The sequence below is a fragment of the Rhizobium lentis genome (assembly GCF_017352135.1).
GTDB classification, from domain to species: Bacteria; Pseudomonadota; Alphaproteobacteria; order Rhizobiales; family Rhizobiaceae; genus Rhizobium; species Rhizobium lentis.
In genome coordinates, this window is sequence record NZ_CP071454.1 from 1324556 (window position 1) to 1339903 (window position 15348).

Consider the following 15348-nt stretch of genomic DNA (forward strand, 5'->3'; position numbering starts at 1 on the left):
CCCTTTATCTTATTTCACAGCGCCGAAGGTCAGGCCGCGGACGAGTTGTTTCTGGCTGAACCAGCCGAGGATCAGGATCGGCGCGATCGCCATGGTCGAAGCCGCCGAGAGCTTGGCGTAGAACAGGCCCTCGGGGCTGGAATAGGAGGCGATGAAAGCCGTCAGCGGCGCCGCCTTCGAGGCGGTAAGGTTGAGCGTCCAGAAAGCCTCGTTCCAGGCGAGGATGATGTTCAAAAGCAGCGTCGAGGCGATGCCCGGCACCGCCATCGGCGTCAGCACGTAGACGATCTCCTTCATCAGCGATGCCCCATCCATGCGCGCCGCCTCGAGGATTTCGCCGGGAATTTCCTTGAAGTAGGTGTAGAGCATCCAGACGATGATCGGCAGATTGATCAACGTCAGCACGATCACCAGGCCGGTGCGCGTGTCGAGCAGGGCGGAATTGCGGAACAGCAGATAGATCGGGATCAGCGCGCCCACAGGCGGCATCATCTTGGTCGAGAGCATCCACATCAGCACGTCCTTGGTCCGCTTGGTCGGCGAAAACGCCATCGCCCAGGCGGCCGGAATGGCGATGATCAGGCCGATCAGAGTCGAGCCGAAGGAAATGATCACCGAGTTCATGAAGTGGCTGAGATAGTTCGACCGGCTCTGAACCTCCGCGTAGTTCTCCGTCGTCCAATCGAAGAACAGGAACTGCGGCGGCGAGGAGATGGCGTCGGCTTCCGACTTGAAGCTCGTCAGGAAGGTCCAGAGAATCGGGAAGAAGATCAGGATGCCGAGCGCCCAGGCGATCGCTGTGACGATGACCTTGTGCCGGGTTGTGACTTTTCTGGCCATCTCAAGCCTCCAGATTCTTGCCGACGAGGCGGACGAGGAAGATCGCGACGATATTGGCAAGCACGACCGCTACGATGCCGCCCGCCGAAGCGCCGCCGATATCGAACTGCAGCAACGCCTGCGCATAGACGAGATAGGTGAGATTGGTGCTGTCGGTGCCCGGTCCGCCATTGGTGGTGACGAGGATTTCGGCAAAGACCGAAAGCAGGAAGATCGTCTGGATCAGGATCACCACGGTGATGGCGCGGGCCATATGCGGCAGGATGATATAGATGAATTTCGAGATCGCCCCGGCGCCGTCCATCTCGGCCGCCTCCTTCTGCTCCTCGTCGAGCGACTGCAGCGCGGTCAACAGGATGAGGGTAGCGAAGGGTAACCACTGCCAGGCGACGATGAGAATGACGGAGAACAGCGGCGCATTTGCCAGCCAGTCGATCGGCTGCAGGCCGAACGCCTTCGCCAGATGCGCAAAGAGGCCATTGACCGGGTTCATGAACATGTTCTTCCAGACGAGCGCTGCCACCGTCGGCATGATAAAGAACGGCGCAATCACCAGGATGCGCACGATACCCTGGCCGTACATCGGCTGATCGAGCAGGAGCGCGAAGGCGATGCCGCCGACAACGGTGATCACGAGCACGCCGGCAACGAGCAGCAACGTATTGATCAGCGCCGCGATGAAGGCCGGGTCGGAAAGGAAATATTCGTAGTTCAGCAGGCCGACGAAGCTCTCCATGCCGGGGCTAAGCAGATTGTAGTTCAGCGTCGAGAAGTAGATCGTCATCGCGAGCGGGACGATCATCCACGCAAAAAGGAGCAGCACGGAAGGCGCTATCATCATGCGCGCTGCGGAGCGAGTGTGTAACGTTGCCATGGCAATCACCGATCTGGTCTGAAGCAGGGGCCGGTCGCGGGACGGTTTTTATTGAAAAAAGAGGCCGCCGATGCAATTCGGGCAGTCGGCGGCCCAGAGGGGCGGATTGTCAAGTATCCGCCTCTTGCTCAGGAGGTTTTACTTGATGTAGCCGGCTTTGGTCATTTCACGGGTTGCCAGCTGCTGTGCGCTCTGCAACGCCTGATCGACCGAAATCTGGCCGGCAAGAGCTGCCGAGAACTGCTGGCCCACCGCGGTGCCGATGCCCTGGAATTCCGGGATCGCCACGAACTGGACGCCGACATAGGGGACCGGCTTGACGGTCGGCTTGGTCGGATCGGCCGAGTTGATCGAGTCGAGCGTCATCTTGGCGAAGGGCGCGGCCTTCTGGTAGTCCGCATTTGCATAAAGCGAGGTGCGGGTGCCGGGAGGTGCGTTCAGCCAGCCTTCCTTCTCGGCGACGAGGGCGGTGTATTCCTTGCTCGTTGCCCAGGCGATGAATTTCTCGGCTGCCTCAGACTTCTGAGAGCCTGCCGGTATGGCGAGGTTCCAGGCCCAGAGCCAGTTGCCGCGCTTGCCGAGGCCCTTGTCCGGAGCCAGCGCAAAGCCGACCTTGTCCGCGACGGTGGATTCCTTCGGGTTGCTGACGAAGGAAGCGGCGACCGTTGCGTCGATCCACATGCCGCACTTGCCGGTCTGGAAGAGCGCCAGGTTTTCGTTGAAGCCGTTGGAAGAAGCACCGGGAGGGCCGGCTTCCTTCATCAGGTTGACGTAGAAGGTCAGCGTGTCCTTCCACTCAGGCTGGTCGAACTGCGGCTTCCACTGTTCGTCGAACCAGCGTGCGCCGAAGGAGTTCGCCATAGCCGTCAGGAAGGCCATATTCTCGCCCCAGCCGGCCTTGCCGCGCAGGCAGATGCCGTAGATTTCCTTGTCCTTGTTGGTGATCTTCTTCGCAGCGTCCGCGATGAAATCCCAGGTCGGCGCGTCGGGCATCTTCAGGCCGGCGGCGTCGAACAGGTCCTTGCGGTACATGACCATCGAGCTTTCACCGTAGAACGGGGCTGCATAGAGCTTGCCGTCCTGACTGATGCCGCTGCGGATGGCGGGCAGCAGGTCGTTCACGTCGTAGCTGTCGCCGAGATTGTCGAGCGGCAGCAGCCAGCCCTGCTTGGCCCAGATCGGAACCTCATAGGTGCCGATCGTCAAAACGTCGTACTGGCCGCCCTTGGTCGCTATGTCGGTCGTCACCTTCTGGCGCAGGACGTTTTCTTCGAGGGTGACCCATTCAAGGTCGATGCCGGGATTCTTCGCCTTGAAGTCATCTGTCAGCTTCTGCATTCGGATCATGTCGCCGTTGTTCACGGTCGCGATTGTCAGCGTCTCGGCCGAAGCCATGCCGGCAAACGCCAGTGCTGAGCAGGCGCCCAGCAGAAAAGTTCTCAATGTCATATCTTCCTCCCAGAAGACGAGATGTGAGCATTCGCTTTGCTCATGAGCAATTACTCACCAGGAGACAAAAAATGTCAATCGGCAATCGTTGCTGCGATGCCGAAAGACATATTCATCCTATTGATTTTGAATTATAAAATTTTTGCTCAACTCTTGAGCAAAAACTCAGCCGTCTCTTCGTCGGTGATCAATCCGTTGATCTGGTGGCCGACAACGGCAGCCTTGATCGCCTTGAATTTGCGCTTTCCCTTGGCGAGTCCGATGACCATCGACGCGTCCCGGGAAGGGATCGGCGCGGACGCGACGCGCTCGTTGATCGGGTTGTCGAGCAGCCTGCCATCGACGTCGAAGATCCAGCCGCAGATCTCGCCGACCGCGCCGCCGCGCATCAGCTCCATCATCTCGTCCTTCTCGAGAAAACCGTCAACGCAGAGCGGCCCGTCGATGCCGAGTTCGCCGATGCCGACGAAGGTGACGTCGGCCTGTGCGCTCATGTCGAGCGTCGAGCGCACCAGCTGCTGGCCATGCAGCAGCTCTCGTTCCTCGGCCGAGGTGACGAGCACCGGAAGCGGCATCGGATAGTGCCGCGCCTTTACTGCATCCGCCATGCTGAAGATGACGTTGTAATAGGCGGCCGAGCCGTCCGGCGCGATATTGCCGGTCAGCGAGACGATGCGATGGTTGGGACATTCGATCGCCGGCAACTGGTCGACGGCCGCCTTCAGGGTACGGCCCGTGCCGACCGCAAGCACGATCGGCTCCGCCCGCTTCAGCCAGCGTTCGATCTCCGCCGCCGCCGCCTCGGCAATGCCGACGGTGGTCGACGACGAACCCGGATCGCTCGGCACCACCTCCACATGTTTCAGCCCGAATTTCCGCCGCAGCTCGTTGGCAAGCTCCAGGCAGGCGGCGATCGGATGGTCGAGCCGCACCTTGATGAGACGCTCGGCGACCGCGAGCGACACCAACCGCTGCGCCGATTGTCGCGAGATACCCATCGAGGTAGCGATTTCGTCCTGGGTGCGTCCGGCGACGTAATAAAGCCAACCGGCGCGCGCCGCGTCATCGAGCCGTCCAGGGGTCTCGGATCTTTTTGCCATTGAATGCCTACCGCGCAAAGTGAGCCGGCTGCCGCCGCCGAATATGATTTCGAGTCTGTACTGCGCCAGATGAAAACAAAATTCCTGAAAATGTCGAGCCTGTTGACAGCGCCCTGCCCAATTAGAGCCTTTCCGGGCAGCGGCAGAATGCTTCAATCTAACGCGGAACGACTCTAACCTCGTCTGTTCAGGCAAACCATTGCACGACGAAATAGATCCCAGCCTTCGCCAGACCGTAGATCACGCCACCGGCGACGACGAGCGATATGGCCGTCATTGCGAAACCGATGAGCGCGAAGAGCCCGTCGCGGCCCATAATGCCGAAAGCGAAGACCGAGATCGTGATCGCCGGCAGGATATTGCCGAGCGGAACCGGCAGCACCAGCACGATCGACAAAAGCAGGCATGCGAGACCGGCGAAATACTCCGCCGGCGGCTCCGCGAAGATCGCAAGCCTCGGTTTCAGCATCCGCTCGGCCCAGGCGAGCCAGCGATGGACACGGACGACGATCGTCTCGAAATCCTCCCGCCGCACCGAACGGTCGGCAATCGCCTTCGGCAGCCAGGGCTTCAGCCCGAAGGTCAGCTGCGCCGCGAGGAACACCAGCGGCGCGCCAAGCAGGGCGGAGGTGCCGGGCGGCGTGGGGAAGGCGTTCGGGAGCGCAAAGATCAGCATCAGCGCGCTGATCGCCCTGTCGCCCATCGTCTGGAACAGGTCGCCGATCGAAATCCGCTCCCGGCTGCGGTCGGCGGCGAGTTGCCGTAGAATGGACGAGAGGCGGCGGCCTTTGGGACGCGGCGGGCGCGGTCGTCTGCGTCTATGGGATTCAGCGTTTTCGATAGTCATGATACCAGTGGGCGATAGAAGTGCGGGCTCGGACTTTGACTGCGCAATATGCCAATTGAATGACTTGCGGGACAGGGTTGGCTTTTGCGGCAATCCTTTTTCTTGACCGCGCGAGCACATGGCGAACGACAGATTGAAGGCTTGTAATTTGCCGTCAACAGTGCGAGCAGACGCTGGAGACCAGAGAACGGCAAAGAGCAATGATCATTTCGTTCGACATCGGCGGCTCCGCCATCAAGGGCGGCATCGCCCGCTCCGAAACTGACATCGTCCCCCTTGGCCGCCGGCCAACACCGAAGGATGATTTTGCCGCTTTCGTCGATACCCTGCGCGCCATCATCGCCGAGACCGGCGAGGAGCCGAGCCGGATTGCGCTATCCATCGCCGGCGTCGTCGATCCCGATACGCAGCGGCTGACCTGCGCCAACATTCCCTGCATCCACGGCCGCACGCTCGCGGCTGACCTTGAAGCCGAACTCGGCTTGGCCGTGCTGATCGCCAACGATGCCGATTGTTTCGCGATTGCCGAAGCCGGCCTCGGCGCCGGCCGCGGCCACCGCATTGTCTTCGGCGCTATCCTCGGCACCGGCGTCGGCGGCGGGCTGGTTGCCGACGGACGCCTGGTCAACGAGGCCGGCGGCTTTGCCGGCGAATGGGGTCACGGACCGATCATCGCATCCTCGGCCGGCAATCCGCCCGCAGCCATTCCCGCCTATGCCTGCGGCTGCGGTCAGAAGGGCTGCGTCGACACTGTCGGCGGCGCCCGCGGCCTGGAGCGCCTGCACAAGACGCTGCATGATCTCGACCTCTCCAGCGAAGAGATTATCAATGCCTGGCGGCAGGACGAGGAAAGGGCGACACGGACGATCGATGTCTATGTCGATCTCGTCGCTTCGCCGCTTGCACTGACGATCAACATCACCGGCGCCACCATCGTGCCGGTCGGTGGCGGGCTGTCCAACGTCGGACCGCTCCTCGCCGAGCTCGACCAAGCCGTGCGTACGCGCATCCTGCGCAAGTTCGACCGGCCGCTGGTGGTGCGCAGCCAATGCCGCATCGAACCCGGCCTGATCGGCGCGGCGCTTTTGGGCTTGAGGGCCGAAGCGGCCTGACAGGCCTTGCTATTGCTCTAGACTAAACCGCCAAAGCGCGACCTTTTCTTAGAGCACCGGCCACATCCGCACGATCGCTGCAAACCGGTCCCAATCCTTGCGTGCCAAAGGCGTCCACGCGGCTTCAGCCACGGCCGACAGCCGCGGGAAGACCAGCCGGTTGAAATAGGCGCGGGACGCGAAGTTCTCGGTCCAGATGCAGGCCTGGATGCCCCGCAACTTCGCCTGCACGGCCTCCGGAAGCTCCGCCTCGTAGGCGTAAGTGTGTTCCGGCGGCGCGTAACCTGCCCAACTCGCGCCGGGCTCGTCCCAAGCTTCCGCCTGCGCCATGTCGAGATAATAGGCCTGGCCCGGCGTCATCACCACGTCGTAGCCTCCCTGCGCCAGCTCGATACCGACGGTCAGCTTTTCCCAGGCCATCAGCAGCGTCCCGTCGGGCTCGACGCCGCCGCCGTGCGCGACCTCGTTCCAGCCGGCTAGCTTCCTGCCGCGCTCCGACAGCATGGTCTTGACGCGTTTGAGGAAATAGGACTGCAGCTCGGCGGTGCCGGCAAGCTTCTCCCGCTCCATCAGCGCCTTGCAGAGCGGCGAGGAAAGCCAGGCGCCCTTCGCCACCTCGTCGCCGCCGATGTGGATATATTCGCTAGGAAACAGCGTCACCATCTCATCGAACACCTTGCCGAGAAATTCATAGGTGAATTCCACCGCCGGGTTGAGGGCATTGTTGGAGTAACCCTGCACCGCGCGGTAGCTGTCCGGTGACTCCTGCCCGTCGACGAGTTCGGGCAGCGAGAGCAGCGTCGCGGTGCTGTGTCCGGGAATATCTATTTCCGGCACGACCTCGATATGCAACGCGGCCGCATGCGCAACGATCTGCCTCACCTCCTCCTGCCTGTAATGGCCCGAGCGCGTTTCCGCCCCGTCGCCGAGCTGCGGCACAAGTACTTCGTCAGGTCCGCGCCGCCCACCGATTTCCGTCAGCGCCGGATAAGCCTTGATCTCCAGCCGCCAGGCTTCGTCGTCGGTCAGGTGCCAATGGAAAATGTTGAGCTTGTTCCAGGCGAGGATATCGATCAGCCGCATGATATCCGACACCGGGTAGAACTGCCGGGATACGTCCAGATGGCAGCCGCGCCAGCCATGACGCGGCTGATCCGCGATCGCGCCGAAATTCGGGAACTTGAAGATCTCCCGTTCCGCGCGGGCGCCGTGCAGCAGTTGGGCCAGGCTGATCAGCCCGTAGTGCCGGCCGGCGGCATCCGCGCTGGAAAGCACGATCTCATGCGCGGAGAAGCGCAGCTCGTAGGCGAAGGCGGCGATCGATGATTCGATCATGAAACGAACGGCCCGGCCGCTTTTTACGGCGCAGAGCGAGAACGGCACCTTTTCGGTCGGATAGAGCCGTTGATAAAGCGAGACAACCACCGACACGGCTTTGATCGCATCGGGCCGCGTCCTCTCGGCCGGATAGAGGATATCAGGCAGCCCTCCCGCCTTTAGTCCGAGCGACATCGGCCAGGGCAGAAGCGAATAAGGTTCCTCGACCCGGTCCGGCGACAGGAGCGGCGGCGGTGCAGCGCCATCCCTGCCGTCGAGAAGGAGAGGCCCGAAGGCGACAGGAACGTATCGGCCGTCGCCGAGTGTCAGATAGGCGGATTTGACGCCCGCTGTCAGATGTTTTGGCGCTCTGGTCAATCCATCCACCGAGAACCGCCAGCGCCCGCCGGGGGGAATGCTCAGCCCCTCGGGCGGCAGGAATTCGTGGAAATGCGCGACCTGTCGCTTGAGGCTGCCGCCGTCGCAGACATGCTTCTCGGCAATCCGTGTCTCGGAGGTATAGGCGAGCGAGAAGCCGGACAGCGCCTCGGTCGAAAGGTTGAAGAGCGTGAAGGTTAGGCACCCGAAACTGCCTTCGACCGGGCGCCAGCTTGTTTCCAGACGATACTCGGCCATGGTCGCGCCCTTCCCATCAATGAACAGCCGGGTTCGCGGCGAGTGTACCGGCCGCACAAGCTTAGCTTTTTCGAGGCGGCAGTGGAATCGCCGCGAACCGAGGGAACCAGACCTCGGCGAGAAATCCGCTGCGACAGGCTGGGTGATAAGCTGTGGCTAAGGAAAACGACGCGGCTTTCGCCGCGCCGTTTTCACTCGGCTGCCAACGCCGGCGGATGTCTGACATCCGCCTCTTCCTGGAGGGCGTCGGCATCCCGGCCCGGCTCGTCCTTCACCTTCGGCTCCCGGCCGAAGAAAAGCGCGTAGCCGGCGGGCAGAACCAGAATGGTGAGCACTGTGGCAACCAGGATGCCGCCCATCATTGCGTAGGCGAGCGGACCCCAGAAGACGCCGCGCGAAATCGGGATCAGCGCCAGAACGGCGGTTAGCGCCGTCAGCATGATCGGCCGGAAACGCCGTACGGCCGCCCCGACGATCGCCTCCTGCCGATGCATGCCCGCCTTGATGTCCTGGTCGATCTGGTCGACCAGGATGATCGAGTTGCGCATGATGATGCCGAGCAGCGCGATGACGCCGAGGATCGCCACGAAGCCGAAGGGCGCGCCGCTGATCAGCAAGGCTGCCGCAGCGCCGATGATGCCGAGCGGCCCGGTGGCAAGCACCAGCATCGCCTTGCCGAAATGCTGCAGCTGGACCATCAGCAGCACGACGATGACGGCGAGCATGATCGGCGCCTTGGCGGCGATCGACATCTGGCTTTCCGCCGCATCCTCGGCGCCGCCCTGGATCTCGACATTGTAGCCGGCCGGCAGGCTGTCGCGCAGGTCCTTCATATCGGCATACATCTTCATGACAACGTCGTTCGGCTGTACACCATCAGGCAGCGTCGCACGCACGGTGATCGTCGGCAGCCGGTTGCGCCGCCACTCGATGCCCTGTTCCGTGACGGGCACGACCTTGGCGACCTGCGAGACCGGCACGAAGCCGCCGAAATCCGTCGGCACATAGACCGAGTTGACCGCCGACAGCAGCGAGCGGCTGGCATCGGGTTCGCGGGCAACGATCGAGACCGTCTCCTCGCCGTCGCGAAAATCGTCGAGCGGCGCACCAGACATGGCGGTCTGCAGCATATGGCGCACACGTTGCGAGGTGACGCCGAGCGCCCGGGCGCGGTCCTGGTCGATCACCAGCTTCATCGCCGGCACCTGCTCCAGCCAATCGTCATGGATGGCGCCGAGCATAGGGTTGGCCGTAAAGCGCGCCTTCACCTGGTCGGCGATTTCACGCACTTCCTGACGGTCGGGCCCCATGATCCGCATCTGCACGGGCCAGCCCGTCGGCGGGCCGAGGAAGAGGCGGTCGACCTTGCCACGGATTTCGGGGAAGTCCTCCGCGAGGATGGTGCGCAGCTTGACGATCAGCCGTTCGCGCGCCGGTTCGTCATTGGCCATCACGAGAAGCTGGGCGAAGTTCGGATTGCGCAACTGCTGATCGAGCGGCAGGAAGAAGCGCGGCGCGCCCTCGCCGATATAGGTGGCGATGAACCGCTTGTCGGGATCGGCCATCATCTTGGCTTCGAGCGCCTTTGCCTGCACCTCGACTTCCCGGATGCTGGTGCCCTCGGGCAGCCACAGATCGACGAGGATTTCCGGCCGCGAGGATTGCGGGAAGAAATTCTGCGGAATGAACTGGAAGGCCCAGAGGCTGGTAACGAAAGTGCCGAGCGTCAGGAGCAGTACGATGACCCGATGGCGAACCGCCCAGGCGACCGTACCGCGTAGCCGGCGATAGAAGCTAGTATCGAAGGCATCGTGATGCTCGCCGGCGTGGTGGCGCTGCTTGAGGATCATATAGCCGAGCCACGGCGTGAAATAGACCGCGACGAACCACGAAGTGACCAGCGCGATGCCGACGACATAAAACAGCGAACGCACGTATTCGCCCGCCGTCGATGCGGCAAAACCCACGGGAATGAAGCCGGCCGTGGTGATGAGCGTCCCTGTCAGCATCGGGAAGGCGGTCGAGGAATAGGCGAAGCTTGCCGCGTCGATCTTGACCAGCCCCTCCTCCAGCTTTCGCTCCATCATCTCGACGACGATCATCGCATCGTCGACGAGCAGGCCGAGCGCGATGATGAGCGCGCCGAGCGAGATGCGCTGCAGGTCGATGCCGAGTTCGTACATCAGCGCGAAGGTAGCGGCGAGCACCAGCGGAATGGCGATGGCGATGACGAGGCCGGAGCGCCAGCCGATCGACAGGAACGAGACGACGAGCACGATGATGAGGGCTTCGCCGAGCGCATGCATGAATTCGCTGATCGCATCCGTCACCACGTCGGGCTGGTTGGCGATCTGATCGACGGCGACGCCGTAAGGCAGCGATTCCTCGAAGCGCTGATAGGTCGCCTCCACATCCTTGCCGACATCGGTGACGTTGAAGCCCTTGGCCATAACGACGCCGACCTGAACGCTGTCGTGACCGTTGAAACGATATTTGCGCTGATAGGGATCTTCGAGACCGGAACTGACGGTGGCGATGTCGCCGAGGCGCGTCACCTGACCGCCGGCGCGCAGACGCAGTTCGCGGATATCGGCCGCCTTCTTCACATCGCCCTCGACCGAGATGCGCACCGAGCGCACGCCCGTATCGACCGAACCCGCCGGATCGACATTGTTCTGGCCCCTGACGGCGTTCTGCAGGTCGAGGATTGTCAGGCCGCGCTCGGCGAGCGCCTTGGACGAGACGTCGATATAGATCTTCTCAGGCTGGTCGCCGATGATCACAGCCTTTTCGACACCCGCCGTCGTCAGCAGCATGTCGCGCGCCTGGATCGCGAATTTCTTCAGTTCCGGATAGGAATAGCCATCGCCGCTGATCGAATGCAGCGTGATGAAGGTATCGCCGAATTCGTCGTTGAAATAGGGGCCGAGCAGCCCCTGCGGCAGCTCGCTGGAGATGTCGCCGACCTTCTTGCGCACCTGGTAGAAGGCGTCCGCCACATCCTTCGAATTCGTGTCGCCCTTGACCTGCAGGGTGATGATCGCGCTGCCCGCCCGCGTATAGGACTTGACCCAGTCGATATGCGGCGTTTCCTGCAGCTTGCGTTCGATCTTGTTGACGACCTGATCTTCCATTTCCTGGATGGAAGCGCCCGGCCAGATCGCCTGCACGACCATGACGCGGAAGGTGAATTCGGGATCCTCGCGCTGACCCATGCGCATCAGGCCGAGCACGCCGGTGATGATGATCAGTCCGAAGAGGAAGCGGGCGATGCTCGGATGGCCGATCGCCCAGCGCGACAGATTGAAGGGCCGCTTGTCGGTGGTGGTGGCATCCATGGTCCTGTCCTCTTATGACGCGATCAGCGGACGGTCTGGTCGGTATCGGCCAAGGCCGACTGCTGGTTCGGCACCCTCACCTTCAGGTTCTCGCTCATGAACTGCGTGCCGGCAGAAATGACGAGATCGCCGGTATCGAGGCCTTCGCTCACATGCACGCCGTCGCCCGTGAAATCGGCGACCTTGATGTCGCGGCCATGCACGGTCGCCGTGTCGCGGTCGACGGTCCAGACCATCTGCTTGCCGTCCTTTTCGGCCAGCGCGCTGAGCGGAATCGAGACATAGCTGTTGGCGTTGCTGACATCGGCCTCGATCGTCGCCGTCATGCCGAGCAGAACCTGCGGATCGTTCGGCAGGCTCACCCGAACCGCAAAGGTGCGCGACTGCTGGTCGGCGCTACCGGAAACCTCGCGCACCTTGCCGTCGAGTATCAGCTTGTCGTCGGCCCAGAAGCTCGCCTTGACCGTTTTGCCCGGCCTGAATTCGGCAATGTCGCTTTCCGGAACCGCGATCTGCACTTCCTTCTCGCCGTCGACGGCGACGGTGACGACGGCGGCGCCGGAGCCGACGACCTGGCCGATATCGGCATTGATCGCGGTGACGATGCCGTTCTGGCCGGCCTTAAGCTCGGTATAGCTCACCTGGTTCTTCGCCTGGTCGAGCGCCGAAAGCGCGGCATCGCGCTGCGAGATCGCCTGGTCATGGCTGAGTGCGGCCTGTTCGAGCTGCGACTTCGGGGCGACGTTCTTGTCGAACAGCTGCTCGGCGCGTCTATTGGCGAGGTCGGCGGTTTCGACGGCTCTTTCGGCCGCGGCGAGATTGGCTTCCGCCGTCTTCACCGCCAGCTGGTAATCCGTGGAGTCGACGCGGGCCAGAACGTCGCCCGGCGTCACCCGGTCGCCGATATCGACCAGGCGTTCGGTGATCTTGCCCGCGACACGGAAACCGAGGTTCATCTCGGTGCGCGCCTTGACCGAGCCGGAATAATCGAGCTTGCGGCTGTCGCCGGCCTTGGCGATCTCCACGACCTTCACTGGTCGGACGACTTGCTTGACCTCAGCCTTCTCTTCCGAGCAGGCGGCAACGCCGAGGCCGATGGCGCTGACGAGCGCGAGACGGATGACGGACGGCATGCGATGGCTGAGGGTCTTGAGCGAAAACATCGTCCGCACTCCTGGATCGTTTCGGGGGATCGACGGCGGCTGCCGTCTATTATTTCTTCAACGCCTTGATCACGTAGTCGATCAGTTCGTCGACGCTTGCGCGGTTCGTCTTGGCGAGACATTGCGCCACCATCTGCGGATGACAGAGCGTGTTCGTCGCCGCGCCGAAGCAGCGCGAAGCAACGACCGGGTCCTGCTCGGCGAACTCACCGGCTGCAATGCCTTCGGCAATGATTTCGGCGATGAGGTCATGGATGCGGTCGATGTGTTTTTCGATGACGTGCCAGTCGCGCTCGATCGCGACGACGATCATCTCGTGCACCTTCATCTCGTCGAGCATCACATCCCGCGTCATCTGGTGCTGGGCTTCGACATAGCGGCGCAGGCGTTCGCTTGCGCTGATCGGCTGATGGCGGATGTCGTAAGCCATCTGATAGGCGGCGGCGAGCATGCGTCCGCAGAGCGCCTGGTGGATTTCCACCTTCGATGCGAAGAAGCGATAGATATTGGCTGGGGACATACCGAGGTCGCGCGCGATATCGGCCACCGTCGTCTTGCTATAGCCATAGTGCCGGAACAGCCGCTCGGCCGCATCGAGAATGCGCGTGACATTCTCCTGCCGCGTAACGTCGAGCGTATTTTCCGCGATCTCGTCCATTTTTCGATGCCTCGAATTACGACTGACGAATTTTGAATTTCGTCAGTCGTAAGCCTTCAAACATCATTTGTCAATCTCCGGCACACCTGTGCGGCTGCCGCGACGAGCGTTGTCGGCAGAAGGCGAGAATGTTCTGAAGCGGCGCAATGATGGAAGACGGACGCAAACGAAAAGTGCCGCGGCGTCAAACGCGCGCGGCACTTCGTCGGCGGCGACAGGAATCAGCCGAGCTTGACGTCGAGCGTGATCGGAACGGCGGCGAGCGCTTTGGAAATGGGGCAGCCGGCCTTCGCCTTGTTGGCGAGTTCGGTAAAGGTTGCCTCATCCGCGCCGGGAATGCGGCCGGAGAGCGAAAGATGGATGGCGGTGACGGCAAAGCCGCCTTCGACGCTTTCCAGCGTCACCTTGGCGGAGGTTTCCATATGCTCGGCGGTGAAGCCGGCTTCGCCGAGGATCAGCGACAGCGCCATGGTGAAGCAGCCGGCGTGGGCAGCACCGATCAGCTCTTCCGGGTTGGTGCCGGGAATGCCTTCGAAGCGGCTGGCAAAGCCGTAGGGATAATCCTTCAGGGCGCCGCTCTGCGTCGAGATCAGGCCCTTGCCGTCCTTGAGTCCACCGGCCCAATGAGCCGAAGCCGTACGATTGATCTGCATGCCGTCCTCCTGTTTTCGATCGTTTTCAGGAAGCGGCAGGGCGCCGCTCCATCCCTGAGGGAGATTGGATAGGCTCCCCGCCGGACAATATAACGCTCTATCCCAGGAAGACGACAGGCTCGTAAAAATCTGCGGACAAAGTCTTTCAGGCGGTATGTTGCAGCGCGCTGAGGCCGCCGTCGATCGTCAGGCAAGTAGCGTTCATGAACGGGCATTCGTCGGAGATCATGAAAACCGCGGCCATGGCGATCTCCTCCGGCGTTGCGATGCGCCCGCCGGGATGGAGCTTCATCGTCTCGGCTTTAGCTGCCTGCGGATCGGGGAAGCTGTTCCAGTAGTCGATCACCTTCTGTGTCGAGACATAACCCGGCGCCAGCGCGTTCACCCGGATATTGCGGGGCGCGTACTCCAAGCCCAGGGATTTCGTCATGCCGAGCAGCGCATGTTTCGCCAACGGATAGGGAAACGTGTGCGGGATGATGGTGAAGGCATGCGTCGAAGCGATATTGAGGATGACGCCACCGCCTTGTTCGATCATAACAGGCAGCACCGCCTTGCAGCAGTTCCAAGCTCCCTTGAGATTGACATCGAAGCACCGGCTCCACTCCTCGTCTGTCGTCTTCAGCGGTTCGGCGAAGACGTTGACCCCCGCATTGTTGACGAGTGCATTCAGATGCCCGATCTCTTCATTCGCCTGCGCGACCAATGCGGTTATCGTTCCGGCATCGGTGATGTCGGCCGCCAGGAAACCAAGCCGGCCGCCGGTGCTCTGAAGCTCTTTCGCCGCCTTCGCCAGCAGCACGGCGTCGCGATCGAGGAGAAAGACCGCGGCATCCTCCCTGAGGAAAGCCTTGGCGATCGCAAGGCCGATTCCCTGCGCAGCGCCTGTGATCAGGATGTTCTTGCCTTGCAAACGCTTGCCCATCATCTTTCCTCCGGCTGAACCGGCAGCGACGACATCAGGATCGTCACCTTGCCGGCAGGGTCTCACCCAAGGCGACAACAGCTCGCCCATTCCAGCCCTCGAAGGCATCGTCGCCGCGGCGATAAAGCGGATCAGGCGTATTCGGCTGGAAGGAGTGGTCGCGGCCGGCAATCGCGTTGCCTTCCACGCGATAGCCGAACGGCACCATCGCAAAAATCGCCATCGTTCCTTCCGACCCGCCGGCCGCCACGAGAAAGGGCGTCTCCCGATAGTTCGCGGCGGTGACGGCGGCACCACGATGGCTGACCCGAACGACGGGTCGCCGTGCCGCAATTCGATTTCGTCCACCGCTGTTCCTTGGTTCATCCGCGTCGCCCCGCAGCTGACGACCGCATCGGGCAGCTCCGCGATCAGCCAGCATCGGCCCACCTACGAG

12 protein-coding genes and 1 pseudogene are annotated in these 15348 nt (G+C 62.2%); 1 reads left to right on the top strand and 12 read right to left on the bottom strand.

Going from position 1 to position 15348, the window contains the following annotated elements; translation table 11 throughout:
- Window positions 1-9 precede the first annotated feature (9 nt).
- The 5 genes from J0663_RS06365 to J0663_RS06385 form a co-directional block, all read right to left on the bottom strand.
- Entirely contained in the window at window positions 10-840 is an 831-nt protein-coding gene (locus J0663_RS06365; protein WP_207243615.1) for a carbohydrate ABC transporter permease, read from the bottom strand.
- Between the two features lies 1 nt (window position 841).
- Window positions 842-1714: a carbohydrate ABC transporter permease gene (locus tag J0663_RS06370; RefSeq protein ID WP_207243616.1), complete on the bottom strand. Its 873-nt coding sequence runs from the start codon at window positions 1712-1714 to the stop codon at window positions 842-844.
- 138 nt (window positions 1715-1852) lie between these two features.
- Complete coding sequence (locus J0663_RS06375; protein WP_207243617.1) at window positions 1853-3163, bottom strand: ABC transporter substrate-binding protein; 1311 nt, start codon at window positions 3161-3163, stop codon at window positions 1853-1855.
- Between the two features lie 146 nt (window positions 3164-3309).
- On the bottom strand, window positions 3310-4263 hold the full coding sequence (locus tag J0663_RS06380; protein WP_207243618.1) for a sugar-binding transcriptional regulator: 954 nt from the start codon (window positions 4261-4263) through the stop codon (window positions 3310-3312).
- A gap of 187 nt (window positions 4264-4450) precedes the next feature.
- Window positions 4451-5110, bottom strand: coding sequence for an exopolysaccharide biosynthesis protein (locus J0663_RS06385; protein ID WP_207243619.1), 660 nt, complete (start codon window positions 5108-5110; stop codon window positions 4451-4453).
- Window positions 5111-5310: 200 nt separating this feature from the next.
- Between J0663_RS06385 and J0663_RS06390 the strand changes: the two genes are divergently transcribed.
- Complete coding sequence (locus tag J0663_RS06390; RefSeq protein WP_207243620.1) at window positions 5311-6222, top strand: ROK family protein; 912 nt, start codon at window positions 5311-5313, stop codon at window positions 6220-6222.
- Between the two features lie 48 nt (window positions 6223-6270).
- On the opposite strand, the gene J0663_RS06395 is transcribed toward J0663_RS06390, so the two are convergent.
- From J0663_RS06395 to J0663_RS06425, 7 genes and pseudogenes are all read right to left on the bottom strand, one after another.
- Entirely contained in the window at window positions 6271-8175 is a 1905-nt protein-coding gene (locus J0663_RS06395; protein ID WP_207243621.1) for a beta-N-acetylhexosaminidase, read from the bottom strand.
- A gap of 191 nt (window positions 8176-8366) precedes the next feature.
- Window positions 8367-11513 (bottom strand): efflux RND transporter permease subunit, encoded by a 3147-nt coding sequence (locus J0663_RS06400; RefSeq protein ID WP_207243622.1) that lies wholly within the window; start codon window positions 11511-11513, stop codon window positions 8367-8369.
- Between the two features lie 23 nt (window positions 11514-11536).
- Window positions 11537-12676: an efflux RND transporter periplasmic adaptor subunit gene (locus tag J0663_RS06405; protein ID WP_207243623.1), complete on the bottom strand. Its 1140-nt coding sequence runs from the start codon at window positions 12674-12676 to the stop codon at window positions 11537-11539.
- A gap of 49 nt (window positions 12677-12725) precedes the next feature.
- The gene (locus J0663_RS06410; protein ID WP_207243624.1) at window positions 12726-13334 is read right to left on the bottom strand and encodes a TetR/AcrR family transcriptional regulator; all 609 of its coding nucleotides are present in this window, start codon (window positions 13332-13334) and stop codon (window positions 12726-12728) included.
- A 221-nt stretch (window positions 13335-13555) separates the two neighbouring features.
- Entirely contained in the window at window positions 13556-13987 is a 432-nt protein-coding gene (locus J0663_RS06415; RefSeq protein WP_207243625.1) for an OsmC family protein, read from the bottom strand.
- 145 nt (window positions 13988-14132) lie between these two features.
- Window positions 14133-14912 (bottom strand): SDR family oxidoreductase, encoded by a 780-nt coding sequence (locus tag J0663_RS06420; protein ID WP_207243626.1) that lies wholly within the window; start codon window positions 14910-14912, stop codon window positions 14133-14135.
- A gap of 91 nt (window positions 14913-15003) precedes the next feature.
- Window positions 15004-15278: pseudogene (locus J0663_RS06425) on the bottom strand (aldose 1-epimerase); the annotation flags it as partial.
- Between the last annotated feature and the right edge of the window lie 70 nt (window positions 15279-15348).